This is a genomic window from Nitriliruptor alkaliphilus DSM 45188, from assembly GCF_000969705.1.
Taxonomy (GTDB): domain Bacteria; phylum Actinomycetota; class Nitriliruptoria; order Nitriliruptorales; family Nitriliruptoraceae; genus Nitriliruptor; species Nitriliruptor alkaliphilus.
On sequence record NZ_KQ033901.1, the window covers coordinates 4048974 to 4065918 of the forward strand.

19 protein-coding genes and 1 pseudogene are annotated in these 16945 nt (G+C 73.6%); 8 read left to right on the top strand and 12 right to left on the bottom strand.

What is annotated here, in order from left to right:
• Positions 1 to 53: 53 nt before the first annotated feature.
• Both trpE and hisI read right to left on the bottom strand, forming a co-directional pair.
• The gene (gene trpE / locus NITAL_RS18710) at positions 54 to 1601 is read right to left on the bottom strand and encodes an anthranilate synthase component I (protein ID WP_052667665.1); all 1548 of its coding nucleotides are present in this window, start codon (positions 1599 to 1601) and stop codon (positions 54 to 56) included.
• Positions 1598 to 2056: a phosphoribosyl-AMP cyclohydrolase gene (gene hisI / locus NITAL_RS18715; protein ID WP_052667666.1), complete on the bottom strand. Its 459-nt coding sequence runs from the start codon at positions 2054 to 2056 to the stop codon at positions 1598 to 1600. Before hisI ends, trpE begins: the two co-directional genes overlap by 4 nt.
• A 96-nt stretch (positions 2057 to 2152) precedes the next feature.
• On the opposite strand from hisI, the gene NITAL_RS18720 reads away from it, so the two are divergent.
• Both NITAL_RS18720 and NITAL_RS18725 read left to right on the top strand, forming a co-directional pair.
• The gene (locus tag NITAL_RS18720) at positions 2153 to 3058 is read left to right on the top strand and encodes a DUF4190 domain-containing protein (RefSeq protein WP_169786892.1); all 906 of its coding nucleotides are present in this window, start codon (positions 2153 to 2155) and stop codon (positions 3056 to 3058) included.
• A 7-nt stretch (positions 3059 to 3065) separates the two neighbouring features.
• Complete coding sequence (locus NITAL_RS18725; protein WP_052667668.1) at positions 3066 to 3518, top strand: hypothetical protein; 453 nt, start codon at positions 3066 to 3068, stop codon at positions 3516 to 3518.
• Positions 3519 to 3536: 18 nt separating this feature from the next.
• On the opposite strand, the gene hisF is transcribed toward NITAL_RS18725, so the two are convergent.
• Positions 3537 to 4331 carry an imidazole glycerol phosphate synthase subunit HisF gene (gene hisF / locus NITAL_RS18730; RefSeq protein ID WP_052669810.1) on the bottom strand — a complete coding sequence of 265 codons (795 nt, stop codon included), beginning with the start codon at positions 4329 to 4331 and terminating at the stop codon, positions 3537 to 3539.
• Positions 4332 to 4357: 26 nt separating this feature from the next.
• Complete coding sequence (gene hisA / locus NITAL_RS18735; protein ID WP_052667669.1) at positions 4358 to 5089, bottom strand: 1-(5-phosphoribosyl)-5-[(5-phosphoribosylamino)methylideneamino]imidazole-4-carboxamide isomerase; 732 nt, start codon at positions 5087 to 5089, stop codon at positions 4358 to 4360.
• A gap of 163 nt (positions 5090 to 5252) precedes the next feature.
• Here hisA and NITAL_RS18740 point away from each other — a divergent pair, with 163 nt between their 5' ends.
• Entirely contained in the window at positions 5253 to 6323 is a 1071-nt protein-coding gene (locus NITAL_RS18740) for an ABC transporter ATP-binding protein (RefSeq protein WP_052667670.1), read from the top strand.
• A 34-nt stretch (positions 6324 to 6357) separates the two neighbouring features.
• Positions 6358 to 7668, top strand: coding sequence for an esterase/lipase family protein (locus NITAL_RS18745; RefSeq protein WP_052667671.1), 1311 nt, complete (start codon positions 6358 to 6360; stop codon positions 7666 to 7668).
• Between the two features lie 17 nt (positions 7669 to 7685).
• Here the strand turns inward: NITAL_RS18745 and NITAL_RS27505 are convergent, their stop codons facing one another.
• The 5 genes from NITAL_RS27505 to hisD all read right to left on the bottom strand — a co-directional run bounded on the left by NITAL_RS27505 (position 7686) and on the right by hisD (position 11664).
• Positions 7686 to 7835 (bottom strand): cupin domain-containing protein, encoded by a 150-nt coding sequence (locus NITAL_RS27505; protein WP_157041950.1) that lies wholly within the window; start codon positions 7833 to 7835, stop codon positions 7686 to 7688.
• Positions 7836 to 7905: 70 nt separating this feature from the next.
• Positions 7906 to 8508 carry an imidazole glycerol phosphate synthase subunit HisH gene (hisH, locus tag NITAL_RS18750; protein WP_211262512.1) on the bottom strand — a complete coding sequence of 201 codons (603 nt, stop codon included), beginning with the start codon at positions 8506 to 8508 and terminating at the stop codon, positions 7906 to 7908.
• A gap of 50 nt (positions 8509 to 8558) precedes the next feature.
• Positions 8559 to 9146 carry an imidazoleglycerol-phosphate dehydratase HisB gene (gene hisB / locus NITAL_RS18755; RefSeq protein ID WP_052667672.1) on the bottom strand — a complete coding sequence of 196 codons (588 nt, stop codon included), beginning with the start codon at positions 9144 to 9146 and terminating at the stop codon, positions 8559 to 8561.
• A complete protein-coding gene (gene hisC, locus NITAL_RS18760) occupies positions 9143 to 10309 on the bottom strand; it encodes a histidinol-phosphate transaminase (protein WP_083441758.1) in 1167 nt (388 codons plus the stop codon). The genes hisB and hisC overlap by 4 nt, the downstream gene beginning before the upstream one ends.
• Positions 10306 to 11664 carry a histidinol dehydrogenase gene (gene hisD / locus NITAL_RS18765; RefSeq protein ID WP_052667673.1) on the bottom strand — a complete coding sequence of 453 codons (1359 nt, stop codon included), beginning with the start codon at positions 11662 to 11664 and terminating at the stop codon, positions 10306 to 10308. The genes hisC and hisD overlap by 4 nt, the downstream gene beginning before the upstream one ends.
• Before the next feature lie 109 nt (positions 11665 to 11773).
• On the opposite strand from hisD, the pseudogene NITAL_RS29675 reads away from it, so the two are divergent.
• Positions 11774 to 12283 (top strand): annotated as a pseudogene (locus tag NITAL_RS29675) (TroA family protein); the annotation flags it as partial.
• A 100-nt stretch (positions 12284 to 12383) separates the two neighbouring features.
• Positions 12384 to 12767, top strand: coding sequence for an ABC transporter substrate-binding protein (locus NITAL_RS18775; RefSeq protein WP_052667675.1), 384 nt, complete (start codon positions 12384 to 12386; stop codon positions 12765 to 12767).
• Positions 12768 to 12804: 37 nt separating this feature from the next.
• Here NITAL_RS18775 and NITAL_RS18780 read toward each other — a convergent pair whose 3' ends face one another.
• Both NITAL_RS18780 and NITAL_RS18785 read right to left on the bottom strand, forming a co-directional pair.
• Positions 12805 to 13233 (bottom strand): acyl-CoA thioesterase, encoded by a 429-nt coding sequence (locus NITAL_RS18780; RefSeq protein ID WP_211262513.1) that lies wholly within the window; start codon positions 13231 to 13233, stop codon positions 12805 to 12807.
• A gap of 34 nt (positions 13234 to 13267) precedes the next feature.
• Complete coding sequence (locus tag NITAL_RS18785; protein ID WP_083441759.1) at positions 13268 to 13615, bottom strand: YnfA family protein; 348 nt, start codon at positions 13613 to 13615, stop codon at positions 13268 to 13270.
• 123 nt (positions 13616 to 13738) lie between these two features.
• On the opposite strand from NITAL_RS18785, the gene NITAL_RS29260 reads away from it, so the two are divergent.
• Positions 13739 to 15256 carry an HNH endonuclease signature motif containing protein gene (locus NITAL_RS29260; protein WP_052667678.1) on the top strand — a complete coding sequence of 506 codons (1518 nt, stop codon included), beginning with the start codon at positions 13739 to 13741 and terminating at the stop codon, positions 15254 to 15256.
• A gap of 244 nt (positions 15257 to 15500) precedes the next feature.
• Entirely contained in the window at positions 15501 to 16133 is a 633-nt protein-coding gene (locus NITAL_RS18795) for a class I SAM-dependent methyltransferase (RefSeq protein ID WP_052667679.1), read from the top strand.
• A 31-nt stretch (positions 16134 to 16164) separates the two neighbouring features.
• Here NITAL_RS18795 and NITAL_RS18800 read toward each other — a convergent pair whose 3' ends face one another.
• Positions 16165 to 16926 carry a class I SAM-dependent methyltransferase gene (locus tag NITAL_RS18800; RefSeq protein WP_052667680.1) on the bottom strand — a complete coding sequence of 254 codons (762 nt, stop codon included), beginning with the start codon at positions 16924 to 16926 and terminating at the stop codon, positions 16165 to 16167.
• Positions 16927 to 16945: the final 19 nt, after the last annotated feature.

Consider the following 16945-nt stretch of genomic DNA (forward strand, 5'->3'; position numbering starts at 1 on the left):
TGATCTTCGGCGAGGGTACGACGGGCGGCCGGTCGCGACCGCCTCGAACCGTGTCAGTCGTCGCGGACCGGGACCGCGATCGCCTCGGCGGCCTGGACGGCGGCGAGGACGGCACCCGCCTTGCTGCGGGTCTCCTCCTCCTCGGAGGTCGGCCGGCTGTCGGCGACGATCCCCGCACCCGCCTGCACGTGGGCGACACCGTCCTTGAGCACGACGGTGCGGATCGTGATGCAGGTGTCGAGGTTGCCGGCGAAGTCGACGTAGCCCACCGCGCCCGCGTAGGGGCCGCGCCGCGTCGGCTCGAGCTCGTCGATGATCTGCATCGCGCGGACCTTCGGCGCACCGGAGACCGTTCCTGCAGGGAACACGGCACGGAGCACGTCGACCGGGGTGAGCCCCTCGCGCAGGGTCCCGCTGACCGAGCTGACCAGGTGCATCACGTGGCTGTAGCGCTCGACGTGCATCAGGTCGTCGACGGTGACCGAACCGGTCTCGCACACACGGCCGATGTCGTTGCGGGCGAGGTCGACGAGCATCACATGCTCGGCCCGCTCCTTGGCGTCGGCCATCAGCGAACGTTCGTGCTCACGGTCCTCGGCGGGGGTGGCCCCGCGCGGGCGGGTGCCGGCGATCGGCCAGGTCTCGACGTGGTCGCCCTGCACCTGGACCAGCGCCTCGGGTGACGAGCCGACGATCTGGGCGTCCCCGAGGTCGAGCAGGTACAGGTACGGCGACGGGTTGATGACCCGCAGCACCCGGTACAGGTCGAAGGCCGTGACCGTGGTGTCGACGCTGAACCGCTGCGACACCACGGTCTGGAAGGTGTCGCCGGCGCGGATGTGCTCCTTGACGACCTCGACGAGCTGCTCGTACTCCCCCTCGGCGAGGTTCGACGGCACGCGGGGCGGGGCGACCCGCTCCGGCGGTGCCACCGGCGGCAGCGGCGGCGCGGCGGCGGCGAGACGGTCCACCACCCCGTCGGTGGCCGCCACCGCGGCGTCGTAACGGGCTCCGAGCTCGTCGGCGTCCGCGGAGGTGAGGTCGTCGACGGTGACGTTGGTCACCACGGTCATCACCTGGCGCGCGTGGTCGAGCGCGACGACGTGGCGCGGGAAGAGCATCACCACGTCGGGCATGCCGAGGTCGTCGCGTCCCGTAGCGGGGATGACCTCGATCTCGCGGACGGCGTCGTAGCCGATGAACCCGACCGCACCACCGTGCAGGGGGAGGTCGAGCAACTGCGGGGCGCGGTAGGCGTCGGTGGCCCGCGCAAGCGCGTCCAGCGGGCCGGTCGCCTCCGCGCAACCCGCCGGTGGCGTCCCCTCCCAGGACACCTCGCCGTCGCGGCCGAGCAGGGTCAGGAACGGGTCGAACCCGATGAACGAGTACCGCCCCCACCGCTCGCCGTGCTCGGCCGACTCGAGCAGGAAGCTGCGCGGGGGGATCGCACCGTCCGCAGCGCCACCTGCGGCTGCGCCACCGAGCTTGGCGAACACCGACAGGGGGGTCTCGAGGTCGGCCAGCACCTCGCGCCAGACCGGCACGACCCCGTGGTCGGTCGCGTGGGCGACGAACTCCTCACGGGTCGGATGCACGGTCACGGGGCGGACTCCTCGGTGGGGCGGGTGGGAAGGTCGGTCGGGTCGTCGGTGGCGGCCGGCCACAGGGGTGGTGCCGGCGGGGTGCTCGCGGGGGCGGTGACCGGTTCCAGCCGGCGACCGAAGCAGGACCGTTGGCCGGTGTGGCAGGCGCCGCGACCGTGCTGGTCGACGAGCACGAGCAGCGTGTCGCCGTCGCAGTCGACGCGGACCTCGACGACCCGCTGGGTGTCACCGGACGTGGCGCCCTTGTGCCACCGCCCACGCCGGGAACGTGACCAGAAGACCGTCTCGCCACCCGTCAGGGTCTCCTCGAGCCCCGCACGGTCCATCCAGGCGACCATCAGGACCTCACCGGTGTCGTGCTGCTGCACCACCGCCGGTACGAGCCCGTGGTCGTCGAAGACGATCGACGCGAGGTCCAGCACGGCGAGGTCCGGTTCGTGAGGGTGGGACACGGCGGGTGGAGGCCGTGGGTCGCGCGAGCCTAGCGACGGGTGGTCTACGGTCCGTGTCCGTCGCGACCGTGCGCACCGCCGATCACCGAGGAAGACGTGGACAACCCCGCCGCTTGGCACCCGGACCCCGCCGGCAAGCACGACCACCGTTGGTGGGACGGCCAGCGCTGGACCGAACACGTCGCGGACGCCGGTGTCGCGTCTGTCGACCCGCTCCCCCCGGCCCCGGGAACCACCGACGCGGGCCCGGCGGAGGCCAGCGCGTTCGGCGCAGGTGCCGGCACGGAGGAACCCGGCGCGAGCGATCCCGCCACGGCCGAGCCCAGCGCAGCGGACCTCGGTGCCGACCCCGCCGCGGGCAGCGACAGCGGCGGGCCGGCCGTGACCGATCACGCCGGTGACCTCGGTGTGGGTGAGCCCAGCACCGCAGACCCGGCCGCGCGTGAGCTCGGCGCTGCTCCGACCGCGGGTGCGGCCCCGTCCTCCGAGCAGCCCGTCTGGGGTCAGCAGCCGGCCGGCGATGCGGCGCAGCGGCCGTGGGGCGCTGGAGCCGAGCCGGGACCGGGAGCGCAGCAACCGGGTGCGCAACAGCCCTGGGGCGGCGCGCCCGCCGGTGCGGCGCCGTGGACCGAGCAGCAGCCGTCGTGGGGGCCGGGCGGCGCCGCAGCACCGGCGTCCAACGGCATGGCAGTCGGCGCCCTGGTCACGGGCATCGTGGCGCTGCCGCTGCTGGTCTTCGTCGGGGTCGGTGGTCTCATCGGCGGCATCGTCGCCGTCATCCTCGGCATCGTCGCGCTCCGGCGCGTCAAGCGGGGCACGGGCTCCGGCCGTGGCCTCGCCATCGGTGGGATCGTGCTGGGCGCCATCAGCATCGTGATGGGTGTGCTGATCTTCGTGTTCTTCCTCGGCATCTTCGGTGAACTGGCCGACTGCCTGGAGGAGACCGGCGGCGACTCCGAGGAGTGCCAGCGGCGACTGACCGAGCAGCTGCTCGGCAGCTGAGGAGGACGTGACCGGCGACCGCGAACGTCCGTGCGCCGTCTGCGGTGCCACCGGACTGGTGGTCCAGGGTGCCGGCCGCGAGGCCACGGTCGGCACCGTCGCGGCCCTGCTCGAGGCCGGCTGGCTCGTGGCCTGCCCCGCTGGTCACCGGACGCCACCGGACGCCGGCAGCGAGGTCGCCGACGAGGTCGCGGCACGCCTGCCCCAGGCGCGCCGCAGGCCGATGGCCAGGGCGGATCGCTGCACGTCGTGCGACGCGGCGCTGACCATGCCGGTCCGGCGGACCGAACGCCCGGTCTCGGTCACCGAGGTGCCCGGCCTGCCGGTGACCACCGTCGTGCTGGACGTGCCGAGCACGCGGTGCGGGACGTGCAGCACCGACCAGGTCCCCACCCGGTCGGTCGACGACGTCCGCGCCGCGGTGGTGGCCCTGTTCGCCGCGGATGCGGGCGGCGTCTGAGCCCGGCCACCGACCCGGTCACGTGGTGGGTTCGACCTCGCGGACGGGGATGCCACGCGCGGCCATGTGCCGCTTGACGTCGACCAGGCGCAGCTCACCGAAGTGGAGGATCGACGCGGCCAGGACCGCGGACGCGTGCCCCTCGACGATCCCGTCGGCGAGGTGGTCGGCCGTGCCGGCGCCGCCCGAGGCGATGACCGGCACCCGGACCACGTCGGTGACCGCCTGCAGGAGTTCCAGGTCGAAGCCGACCTTCGTGCCGTCGCGGTCCATCGAGGTCAACAGGATCTCGCCGGCACCGCGGTCGGCCACCTCGGCGCACCACGCGACCGCGTCGAGGCCCGTCGCGGTCCGGCCACCGTGGACGAACACCTCCCACCCCGCGCCCGGGTCGTCAGGCACCCGGCGCCGCGCGTCCACGGCCGCCACCACCGACTGAGAGCCCACCGCCTCGGCGACCTCCGTCAGCAGCGTCGGCCGGTCGACGGCGGCGGTGTTGAACGAGATCTTGTCGGCCCCTGCGTGGAGCATCCTGCGGGCGTCGGCGACCGACCGCATCCCGCCGCCCACGGTGAAGGGGATGGCGACCTCGTCGGCGACGCGCTCCACGACCTCCAGCATGATGGCTCGCTCGTCCGACGAGGCGGTGATGTCGAGGAAACACAGCTCGTCGGCCCCCTCCGCGTCGTAGAACCGGGCGAGCTCGACCGGGTCTCCGGCGTCACGCAGGTCGACGAAGTTGACGCCCTTGACCACCCGCCCTGCGGTGACGTCCAGGCACGGGATGATGCGTGCCGCGAGGCCGTCGGGCAGGTCGGTGGGCGGCGCGGTGCGCTCGGTCACGACGCGGTGTCCCCGACCGCGGCCAGCGCGTCCTCGAGCGTGAACGCGTCGCTGTACAGCGCCTTGCCGACGATGGCGGCGTCGACCCGCGGGTGACAGCTCGCCAGGGTGCGCAGGTCCTCGAGGCTGCTCACACCACCGGAAGCGGTGACGGCAGCAGTCGTCGCGTCGGCGACCTTGGCCAGCATCTCGACGTTCGGGCCCTGCAGCATCCCGTCCTTGGCGACGTCGGTGTAGACGAACCGTGGGACCCCCATCTCGGTGAAGCGTTCGAGCGCCTCGAACAGGTCCCCCGCCTCCTCGGTCCACCCACGGGCCTGCAGGGTCGTGCCGCGGGCGTCGAGGCCGACCGCGATCCGCGGCCCCACGCGGTCGAGGACGGCAGCGACGAACCCGGGGTCGGTCAGCGCCATCGTGCCGATCACGACCCGCTCGGCGCCGTACCCGAGCGACGCCTCGACGTCCGCGATGGACCGGACCCCACCGGATGCCTGGACCTTGCACCCCGTGGCCTCGACGATCGAGGCGATCAGGTGGCGGTTCCTCGGCTCGCCGGTGAACGCCGCGTCGAGGTCGACCACGTGCAGCCACGGGGTCCCCGCGTCGGCGAACCGTTGGGCCGCCGCGACCGGATCGGCGTCGTAGACGGTCTCCTCGTCCGCTCGACCCTGGGTCAGGCGGACGGCACGGCCGTCCTTGATGTCGACGGCCGGGTACAGCGTCAGCACGGTGGTTCCTCGGGGAGGTGGCAGGGAGGTGGCGGGGAGGTGGCGGGGAGGTGCGGAGGTCGTGACCGCGCGCGGTCACGCCAGGTGTCGGCGCGCGCGGTGCGATGGTCGGGGAGGGTACGCGACCCGGTGCGGCACCCTGGGTGCCGACGGGAGTGCCGCCGTGGCCGAGCTCGCGCTGGAGGGTGTCCACGTCCGCCACCCCGGGGCGGACGACGACACGCTGCACGGGGTCGACCTCCACGTGCCCAACGGCGGCCGGCTCGTGCTCATCGGCGGCTCGGGGTCGGGCAAGACCACCGTGCTCCGCGCGGTGGCCGGCACGGTCCCCGTCACCGCCGGGCGGATCCTGCTGCGCGGCACCGACGTGACCCACCTCCCACCGGCCGACCGCGACGTGGCGCTGGTGGACCAGGAGGGCACGTTGCACCCGCACCTCGACGTCCGACGCAACCTCGGGTTCGCGCTCCGGCTGCGCAAGGTGCCCCGCGAGGAGGAGGACGTCCGCGTCCGCGCCGAGGCCCGGGTGTTCGGCCTGACCGACCTCCTCGGACGGCGTCCGACCACCTTGGCGACCGGGGAACGCCACGAGGTCGCCCTGGCGCGGTCCCTGGTCCGCCGCGGTTCGGTCCTGCTCCTCGACGAACCGTTCGCCCGCGTCGACGCCCACCGCCGTGAGGAGCTGCGTCGCGAGCTGCTCCGGGTCCAGGAGGGCTACGGGGTGACCTCGCTCCTGGCCACCAACGACCCGCTCACGGCCTACGCGTTCGGGCAGCAGGTCGCCGTGCTGCACGCCGGCCAGGTCGTCCAGGCCGGCCCGCCGACGGTCATCGCGGCCGAGCCCGCCACGACGACGGTCGCCACGACCTTCGTCCTGCCGCCGCTGAACCTGCTCCCCGGCGACGTCCGAGGCGGGGCCCGTGGTCGCCAGCTGGTGGCCGGGCCGCTGCGGATCGACGTCCGCCGCGAACTGCCGCCCGGGCCGGTGACCGTCGGGATCGGTCCGACCCACCTCGAGCTCGCCGGCGACGGCCCACCGGTCCCGGTCCTGCGACGGGTCGTCCTCGGCGCCGACGTCGAGCTGACCGTCGGACGGCCCGGTGAGGCGACCCTGCAGGTCGTGGCCGGTCGCGACGCGCCACCCGTCGGCGCGCACGTCGCCCTCCGCGTGCGGCCGGCGGACGTCCACCTGTTCGACCTGGTCACCGGTCGGGCCGTCGCGCACGGGCTCTGACCCCCATCGGGGCTAGCGTGGGGGGACCCGAGCGATGGGGATCCCCGTGGCGTCCGACATCTCCCACGCAGGTAGGCCCCACAACGACGTCCGTGACCTCGCCGCGTTGGTGGGCCGCCACGCCGACACGACCGTGCTGGCCGTCACCCAGGGGCTGCACCGCGCCATCTCCAGCCGGGCGTTCCGGTGGGTCCCCGGCTCGCAGCCCGTGCGCGTGGCCCACGACGCGATCAGCACGCTCGTCTACGCCAGCGTCCGTCTCGGACTGCGCGGGTTGACCGCGGCCGGCGACGCCGTCGCCGCCGTCGCGAGCGGCGACCGCGAGGTGCGGTGGCTGGAGTCCAGCCCGGGGCACACCCGGGCAGCGTCCATCCTCCACGGGGTCATCGGCGACCGGTTCGCGACCGAGCACCCCGCCCTCGACCTGCCCGTCACCATCCGGGTCGACGGTCGGGCCGTCCCCGTCACCCGCGCGGCGCTCACCGACGCCTTCCCGGGGGCCGGCTCACGCGTCGCGGTGCTCCTGCACGGGCTGACCGAGAGCGACTGCTGCTGGGACAACGACGACGGCGTCGTGCTCCCCGACGTCGTGGCCGAGCTCGGCTGGACGCCCGTCCGGCTGCGCTACGGGTCCGGCCGCGCGATCGCGGTCAACGGGGCCGACCTCGATCGACTCCTCGAGGACCTGCTCGACGCCTGGCCGGTCCCCATCACCGAACTGGCGCTCATCGGCCACTCGATGGGTGGCCTCGTGATCCGTGCCGCCTACGGCCTGGCGGCTCACGTCGAGGCCGCAGCGGACGGCGACCTCACCAGCGAGGTCGCCGAGGAGGACGCACGCCGATGGCCCGGGCTCGTGCGCCACACCGTGTCGCTCGGTACGCCCCACCTCGGGTCGTGGCTCGAGCGGGCGGCCAACACCGGCACCCGCTTCCTGCGGCACATCCCCGAGGGTGAGGTCGTCGCGGAGGTCATCGACCGTCGTGCCCGCGGCATCAAGGACCTACGCCACGGCGCCCTGAGCGACGAGTGCTGGGGTGAGGGCGTCGTGCACGAGGACGGCATCGGGGGCCTGGACGGGTTCGTGCCCGCACCGGAGCACGTCGCCCCGCTGCTCGACCACGCCACCCACCACCTGATCGCGGGGCGGCTGACCCGATCACCCGACCACCCGGTCGCCCGGACCATCGGCGACGCGCTCGTCACCGCACCGTCGGCGCTGGGCGATGACGGGCGCCGTTCGCTGTCGGGGGGCCGTATCGAGACCCTCGAGCTCCCGGCCGGCCACTTCCGCCTGATGCGTGACCCGGCCGTCGCCGACCACCTGCGCCGCTGGCTGGCCTGACGGCCGACGCCGGCCGATCAGGCCGGCGCGACCGTCAGGAGCACCACGAGGTCCTCGTCGGCCCGCACCGTGCCCGAGCCAGCGTGGAGGCGTGCCCACTGTCCGCTGCCGAGCTCGACGGCGACACCGTCGTCGGAGACGGTCGCGGCGCCGGTCACCACCTGCACGGAGCGCTCCGCGCGATGGACCGGTGGCTGCGTTCGACCACCGAGCAGATGACCGGGGTCTCCGCCACGTTCAGCGCAGCGCCCTGATCCAGTTCGCCAGCAGCCGGCGTCCGACCTCACCGCTCTTCTCGGGGTGGAACTGGGTCCCGACGACGCTGCCCTCACGGACCAGGCACGGGAAGTCGACCCCGCCGTAGGCCGTGCGTGCCACGACGTGACCGCGGTCGACCGGCACGGCGTAGTAGCCGTGCACGAAGTAGCAGCGTTGCCCCGCGACACCGATCAGGAGTGGGTCGCTCAGCCCGGCCTCGGCTGCGTGCACGATGTCCCATCCGAGGTGCGGCACGACCGCCGACGCCGGGAAACGCTCCACGTGCCCGGGGATCAGGCCGAGGCCCTCCTCGTCGCCCTCCTCGGAGCGCTCGTACAGCAGCTGCATCCCGACGCAGATCCCGAACAGGGGCCGCTGTTCGGCGATCCAACGTTCGAGGAGCGCGGTCAGGCCCGATGCACGCAGCGCCGCGGCGCACGAGCTGAAATGCCCGACGCCGGGGACCACCAGCGCGTCGGCGGTCGCGGCCTCGTCCGGGTCGCGGGTGACGAACGCGTCGCCACCGGCCGCGTCGAAGCCACGCTTGGCCGACCGCACGTTGCCCGCGTCGTAGTCCAGCACCGCTATCGATGGGCGCCCGGGACGGGCCCGGGTGCCACCTGCTGCGTCCGTCACTGCAGGACGCCCTTGGTGGACGGCACCCCGCCGCGGTCGGTGGTCGCCACGGCGCGCCGCAGCGCGACGGCGCACGCCTTGAAGACCGACTCGAACACGTGGTGGGTGTTGTCCCCGGAGACGTTCTGGACGTGCAGCGTGATCCGCGCGTTGGCGACGACCGACTCCCAGAAGTGCTTGACCAGGCTGGTCTCGAAGGTCCCGATGAGCTGGATCGGCACGTCGACGTCCCACACCAGGTACGGGCGTCCCGACAGGTCGATGGCGACGCGCGTCAACGCCTCGTCGATCGGGACCTGCGCGTCCCCGAACCGCTCGACACCGGAGCGGTCCCCCCACGCCTCGGCGAGCGCCTGCCCGAGGGCGATGCCGACGTCCTCGACGGTGTGGTGCTCATCGATCTGCAGGTCCCCGTCGGCCTGGATCGTCAGGTCGAGGCGCCCGTGCCGACCGAGCTGGTCGAGCATGTGATCGAAGAACGGGATACCGGTCGACACCTCGACCTTGCCCGCCCCGTCGAGGTCGACCTCGACGCGGATGGCGGTCTCCTTGGTGTCGCGGACGACGGTGCCGGTGCGGCTCATCGGGGTGCTCCGGTGGTGGTGGTCGGGGAGGCAGGGTCGGGCTGGGCGTCACCGGGCCGGGCGGCGCCGTCAGCGGCGCCCGCGACCTCGTCGAGGATGGCCGTCAGCGCGGCCAGGAAGGCATCGTTCTCGGCGACGGTGCCGATGGTGACACGCAGGCAACCCGACAGGCGCGGCTGACGCGAGAAGTCGCGCACCAGCACGCCACGGTCGAGCAGCCGGTCGAACAGGTCGGACACGGCGGTGCGCAGCAGCAGGAAGTTGGCCGACGAGGGCCACACCTCGACGTCGTCCCGCGCGTCGAGCACGGCGCGGACCCGGTCGCGCTCCTGTGCCGTGCGGACCCGGTGGTCGAGGAACGCGGGTGCCTGCTCGAGCGCCACCAGGGCGGCCGTCTGCTTGATGGCGTCGAGGTGGTAGGGCAGGCGCACCGTCTGGACGTCCTCGACGACCCACGGGGCAGCGAACAGGTACCCGAGCCGCAGGCCGGCGAGCCGGAACGCCTTGGAGAACGTCCGCGACACCACCAGCCGCGGCAGATCGGCGAGCAGGTGGACGGCGGACGCCTCGTCGGGGGCGAACTCGACGTAGGCCTCGTCGACGACGATCAGGGCCCGGGACCCGTCGTGCAGCGCCCGGACGGCCTCGTGCGACACCAGGGTGCCGACGGGGTTGTTCGGGCTCGCCACGAACACGACGTCGGGATCGTGCGCCGCGACCGCCCCGGCGGCCACCTGCGGCGACAGCTGGAAGTCATCGTCGAGGTCGACCTGCGTGCACGGGGTCAGGGTCGTGCGGGCCAGCTCGGGGTACATCGAGTACGGCGGCCGGAACGTCAGCAGGTGACGGTCGGGACCGCCGTAGGCCTGGAGCAGCTGGAGCAGCACCTCGTTGGAGCCGTTCGCGGCCCACACCTGGTCGGCACCGAGCCCGTACGGCGCACCGAGTGCGGTCCGCAGCTCACGGTGCGGCCGGTCGGGGTAGCGGTTGAGCTGCAGGCCCTGGATGCGGCGGCCGACCTCGGCGAGGTAACCGGCCGGCGGCGGCTCCGCGGTCTCGTTGGTGTTGAGCCTCACGGGCACGTCGAGCTGCGGCGCGCCGTACGGCGCGACGCCCGCCAGGTCGGCGCGCAGCGGGACCCGATCGGCCTCGTCGCTGCTCACGCCCCGCCACCGTCCAGGCGCACATCGGTCGTCTCGCCCTCGAGGCGCACATCCACCGCGCGGGCGTGGGCGGGCAGGTCCTCGGATGCGGCGAGCGTGCGGACGCTGGCGGCCAGCCCCTCGAGCGCCACCTGGTCGTACTCGACGAAGTTGACCGGCACGAGGAACGACGAGGTCGTCAGGCCACCGGCGAACCGTGCGGTCCCCGAGGTCGGCAGGGTGTGGTTCGGACCGGCGGCGTAGTCCCCGAGACTGACCGGCGTCGGGCCACCGATGAACGTGGTGCCCGCGTACCGGATGCGCTCGGCGACGGCACGTGCGTCGACGGTCTGGACCTCGAGGTGCTCGGCGGCGAACGCCTCGGCGACCTGGACCGCCTGGTCGATGTCGTCGACGAGCGCGACGGTCCCCTGCCCGGCCAGCGCCGCCTCGACACGTTCGCGGTGGTGGGCGCGCGTGACCTCGACCTCGAGGGCGGCTTCGACCGGAGCGACGAGGTCGGCGTCGTGGGTGATGAGCATCGCGGTGGCCAGTTCGTCGTGCTCGGCCTGCGCCACGAGGTCGGCAGCGACGACCCGGGGGTCGGCGGTCCCGTCGGCGACGATGACGACCTCGGTCGGGCCCGCGTAGCCGTCGGTACCGATGACACCCTCGGCGACCAGACGCTGCTTGGCGAGCGACACGTAGAGGTTGCCGGGGCCGACGACCTTGTCGCAGGCCGGGACGCTGTCGGTCCCGTAGGCCATCGCTGCGACGGCCTGGGCCCCGCCGACGCGCACGACGCGGTCGACGCCGAGCAGCCGCGCGGCAGCCAGGATCGTCCGGTTCGGCCACCCGTCGCGTTCGCCGTCGGGCCCGGTACCGGTCGGCGGCGTGCACAGGACGATCTGGTCGACCCCGGCGACCTGCGCCGGCACGACGGTCATGATCACCGTCGAGGGGTAGACCGCCTTGCCGCCGGGTACGTACACCCCGGCGCGCTCGATCGGGCGGAACCAGACGCCCATGCGTGCGCCGTCGCGCTCGTCCTCCCAGTCCTCGGGCTTGGCGCGCTCGTGGAACCAGCGCACCTGGTCGGCGGCGCGCTCGATCGCGGCGCGCAGCTCGGGATCCAGGTCGAGGAGCGCCGCGTCGAGCACCTCGTCGGGCACGACCAGCGGCTCGTCGGCACCGAACTCGGTGGCGTCGAACCGGGCCGTCAGATCGCGCAGCGCGGCGTCGCCGCGGGCCTTCACGTCCGCGAGGGTCGCGTCGACGCCCTCGCGAGCGGCCGCGAGGTCGACGCGGGGCCGCGGCATGCGGTCACGCGGGTCGGAGCGGTCACCTCGCAGGTCGAGGACGGTGAGGCGTGCCACGGGCGGTCCTGATCGGCTCGGGAGACGGTGGGAGCGGCGCTCGCGGAGCGTACCGGCGCCACTTCCCCGGTCCTCGCGGCGGCGTGCAGCGGCACCGCCACTAGCCTCGATGCACCTCGCCCCTGCCCTCGGGTGCCCTCTCGACGGGACCGTGCGGGCACCTCCTGGAGACCACGTGCCACGCCGCGTCGTATCCCTGCTACCGGCCACGACCGAGATCGTTGCCTCGCTCGGCCACCGTGACACGCTGGTCGGCCGGAGCCACGAGTGCGACCACCCGGGTGAGGTGACGGACCTGCCCATCGTGAGCCGCCCGCGCCAGGAGCCGGTCGGCACCTCGGCGGACATCCACCGGAGCGTGACGGAGCTGGTCGGCCAGGTGCTGTCGATCTACGAGCTCGACCCAGGGGTGCTGCGGACCACCGCACCCGACCTCATCATCACCCAGGACCTGTGCCGAGTGTGCGCGGTCGCCGAGGGTGACGTCGTCGCTGCGGCTCGGGAGCACCTCGGCTCGGAGGTCGAGGTGCTCAGCTGCTCCCCCGACACGTTCGCCGGTGTGCTGGACGACGTGCGGCGCATCGGCCGGGCGCTCGGGGACGACGCCGCGGCGGAACGGCTCGTCGCCTCGATGCAGCGCGGCCTCGACGACGTCGAGCGGAGCATCACCGGTCGGGACCGTCCGCGCCTGACCCCTGTTGGAGTGGACCGACCCGCTCATGGCCGGCGGCAACTGGGCGGCGGAACTCGTCGAGGCCGCGGGCGCGGAGCCGGTCCTCGGGGTGCGAGGCGGCCACTCGCCGATCGTCACACCGGCGGAGCTGACAGCCGCCGACCCGGACGTCATCATCGTGGCGCCGTGCGGGTACGACCTCGCTCGCGCCGAGCAGGAGGCGCCGCTCCTGGCGTCCATCGACGGTTGGCGTGACATGTCCGCGGTCCGTGCGGGCCGTGTGGCCTTCGTCGACGGATCCGCCTACGTCAACCGCCCGGGCCCCCGCCTGGTCGACACGGCGCAGATCCTGGCGGCGATCGCGCACGGACAAGGTCCGGCGGTCGACCTGGAGGGCACGGCGTGGACCTGGCTCGCTGACCACGGGTAGCGGGTGAGCGCCGGGTGGCCGTGACGGGTGGCCCCGTTCAGGTCCCGGTCATGAGGGTGCGGATCTCGTCCGGAACCGGCGTCGGGTTCCGCTCGAGATCGGTCATCACGTAGGTGGTGCGAACCGTGCAGCAGACCCGGTCGCCGACGCTGATGGTGAGCGCGGTGACGAAGCTCGTCCGTCCGACGCGTTCGACCTCACCGTCCACCTCGACGACCTCGCCCCAACGGGCCGGTGCGGACCACTGCAGCTCGCTGGCCACGACCGAGGTGTCGAGCCCGCGGCCCAGCAGGTCGGCGTACGAGATGCCGAGTCGCCGCCAGAGGTGGTCGACGGCCTCGTCGGCGTAGGCGAGGTAGTTCGCGTTGAAGACCACGCCCTGCTGATCGCACTCGGCGTAGCGGACGGGAGCTGACCAGACGGGCACGGCGGACCTTCCGAGGTGGGTGTGGGCTGGTGCCGTCACGCGGAGACGGTGCGGCGGAGGGCTCGGCGGTCCGTCACGCCCCGTGCCGCGGGGCGTACATGATGACGGCCACGCCCGCCAGACACACAGCGACGCCGATCAGGTCGAAGCGATCCGGACGGAACCCGTCGACGACCATCGCCCACACCAGGGACGCACCGATGAACACCCCGCCGTACGCCGCCAGGACGCGACCGAAGTCGGTCTCGGGCTGCAAGGTGTGCAGGAAGCCGTAGAGCCCGAGGACGAGCACCCCGAGGCCCACCAGCAGCAGCGACGAGCGCTCGCGCACCCCCTGCCACACCAGCCACGCACCCGCGATCTCGGCGAGCGCTGCAGCACCGAAGACCAGGACGGACCGGACGACCAACGGGGACCTCACGCGACGGGATGGGCGGAGCGTAGGGCGGTTCGACGGGGGCCCGAGGGACCCCGCGGCCGCCGACCGGCGAGGCCTGTGGATAGCCGGCGGTGGTGTCACAGGGGTCGGGCATGATGCGTGGCGATGGGAACACCTGCTGCCGCTGCCACCCCCGACCCGGATGACCGTCCGGGCCACCCCGAGCCGCCGCCGTTCGGTCTGCCGGTGCTGGCCGAGGTCCCCGAGCTGGCCTCGTTGCTGCAGCTGGCGGTCGACACCGAGCGGATGACCGCACGACTGGTCGAGGCCATCCTGGTCCTCGAGGACGCCGGTGTCGCGCCGACAGCCACGGGTGTGGGGTTGGAGCAGTGGCTGGCCATCGTGGGCCGCTCCACCCGCTCGGACCGGCGCATGCTGACCTGCGCCGCACAGGTGTGCCGCCGCCTGCCGTCGCTGCGGGCGGCGTTCGGTGCGGGTGAGGTGTCCTGGTCCCAGGTCCGCGCCGTCGCGTTGAAGGTCGAACGCAGCCCACGCCACCTCGACGACCGGCTCGACGCCGCGCTCGCGCGTGCCATCGACGGTGCCGCGGGCGCCGACCCGGACGCGCTGGCCAACGTGGTGTCCTGGGCGTTGACCGACCTCCAGTCCGAAGACGCCGGCGAACAGGAGCCTGCTGTTGCGGACGACATCTTCGTCCTGCAACCACGTCTGGACGGGTCCGGTGGCCGGTTCCACGGCGACTTCGGACCGGTCGGGTTCGCCGCCCTCGACGGCGCCACCGACCCCGGCCCGACCGGGACCGCCACCCGCGACCGGTTCGGCGACCGACCCGATGACGATGCCCTCGCCGCGAACCGGCTGACCGCAGGGCGGGCACGCGCCGCCCGGCTGATCGACCTGTGCCGCCGCGGCGGCCCCACCGACGACACGGCTGGTCAGGCTGGGGCGGTGCGGCCACCCACCCTGATCATGCGAGCCGAGCTCGACACCCTCCTCGGCGATCACCTGTCCGCCCAGCTGCTCACGACGTTGGCCGGCGGGGTCATGCACGTCGACAGCCCCACCGCACGACGGCTGGTCGACGAGCACGGCACCGACCTACGCCTCGTGCTGCTCGAGGACGGCAAGGTCGTCGGCGTCGGCACCCGCACCCGCCGGCCACCCGGCTGGCTGGCCGACGCGGCCCTCGCGGTGCACGACACCTGCACCGAACCCGGCAACTGCCCCACCGCCGCACGGGTCTGTGACCTCGACCACGCCGTCCCCGCCACCGCCGGTGGCCCCACCGACATCGCCAACCTCGCCCCCCTCTGCGGCCCCGCCAACCGCCGCAAAGAGGCCGACGGATGGACCGCCACCGGCACCGCCGACGGCACCCGCACCTGGCACCACCCCCGCACCGGCCTGACCGTCCGCACCCTCCCCACCACCTGGCGACCACCCGACGACCACCACCGCGGCCCACCCGTCGACCTCGACCGAAGCGGCCGCCGCGGACCACCCGACCGGCACCACAGCGACGCGCGCCGCGGCGAGCCCAGACAGCCCGGTCGGCACCCCCGGCACGGTCCGCAGCCACGCGCACCCGACCGGACGCGCCCACGGACCACCGACCCACCCGGCGACCCGCCGGACCCCGCCGACCCGACGATGCCGTTCTGAGCACGGCTGTCCGTCGGCCTTCGCCAGCGCGACCTGCATCGACCACACGGTGCGTGACCACCCACCACGGGTGGCCACGCACCGTGCCTGCCTGTCTGCCGTGCCCATGAGCCGTGGGCGACACAGCTCCGCGCGGACCGCACACGGCTGTCACGCCGGGGCACGGCGACCAGACTGGGCGCGATGGGCAACGCGAGGGCCTGAGCCGATGGACCAGACGGCGGTCACCCCAGATGGTTCCCCCGTGCCGGTCTACCTCGCCTTGCCGGCCGAGCCGACCTTCACGCCCGTCCTCGAGCGCGTGCCGGCCTCCGCCTCGGTGCTCGATCTCGGCTGTGGCGTCGGCCGCCTCGCGAACCTGCTCGTCCAGCGCGGCCACGAGGTCGCCGCGGTGGACGAGTCCGACGCCATGCTCGCCCACGTCGATCGGCGTGTCCGCAGCGTCCGGTCACGCATCGAGGAGCTCGATCTCGACCGGGGCTTCGACGCCGTCGTGCTCGCCAGTCACCTGGTCAACGTGCCGGACCGAGCGACGCGCCGAGCTTTGCTCGCAACGGTCCGCCGCCACCTCGTGGCGGACGGGGAGGCGTTCCTGCAGCACCACGACGCGTCGAGCGACCGCTACGAGGTGGGCACGAACAGCCAGCGCCTGGCGACCGCGGCCGGCGACCTCGAGCTGACGACGACCATCCACGAGCGCCGGGACACGTGGCTGCGCGCCACCACGACGATGACGCTCGACGGTGTGAGTTGGTCCCAGCACTACGAGACCGAACTGCTCAGCCCCGACGCGCTCACCACCGAACTCGAAGCAGCCAGGCTCCGTGCCGTCGCCACACCGACGAGCACCTGGACCATCGCGCGGCCCACGGAGTGACCACCGCAGGCGGCGCAGCCGGCGAGCCCCGTCAGGGGCGGCGTCTCGCCCGCCAGACCTCCTCGCTCGGCCAGCGGCTCGCCCAGGCGTGATCGACGAAACCCGCACCCGAGGTCGCGTCGGCAGGTGGATACAGCTCGTGCAGGGCGAGCACGTCGAACCCGTGCTCGCGGAGCAGCGCGATCCAGTCACCGTGGCTGAGGTGGAACTCGACCTCGTCGCTGTCCGGCCACTCGAAGCGGTGCATGCCACGTTGCGGACGCAGCAGGCGGTCGGTGGCGGGTTCGTTCTCGTCGTCCTGCACGCACAGCGTCAGGAGGCTGGCGTTGCCGAGGAAGATCAGCTCTCCACCCGGCCGCAGCACCCGCGCCGCCTCGGGGATCCACCGGTACGGATCGCTCCAAATCGCCGCGCCGTACTCGGAGACGACCAGGTCGAACGACGCGGCGGGCAACGGGACGGCCTCGGCGATGGCGCACACCAGCGGGAAGTGGAGGTCGAACTCCCGCTGGCAGGCGCGCGCGGTCTCGAGCTGACGCCACGACGGATCGAGACCCACGGGCCGCGCACCGCGACGGGCGAGCCACGCCGACACGTACCCCGTCCCGCAGCCGAGCTCGAGCGCATCACCGCCCTCGACGTCCGCCAGGAGACCGAGCTCGGACTCCTGGACGCCCCAGATGCCCCACGACGGCTCCTGCGCCGCCCACAGCCGACGGCCCGTCGCCGCGTACCCGGGCGCGAGCGCATCCCACGCGCGCTGGTTGCCAGCGACGTAGTCGGGGGTGGTCACGTGCCTGCCCCGCGACCTG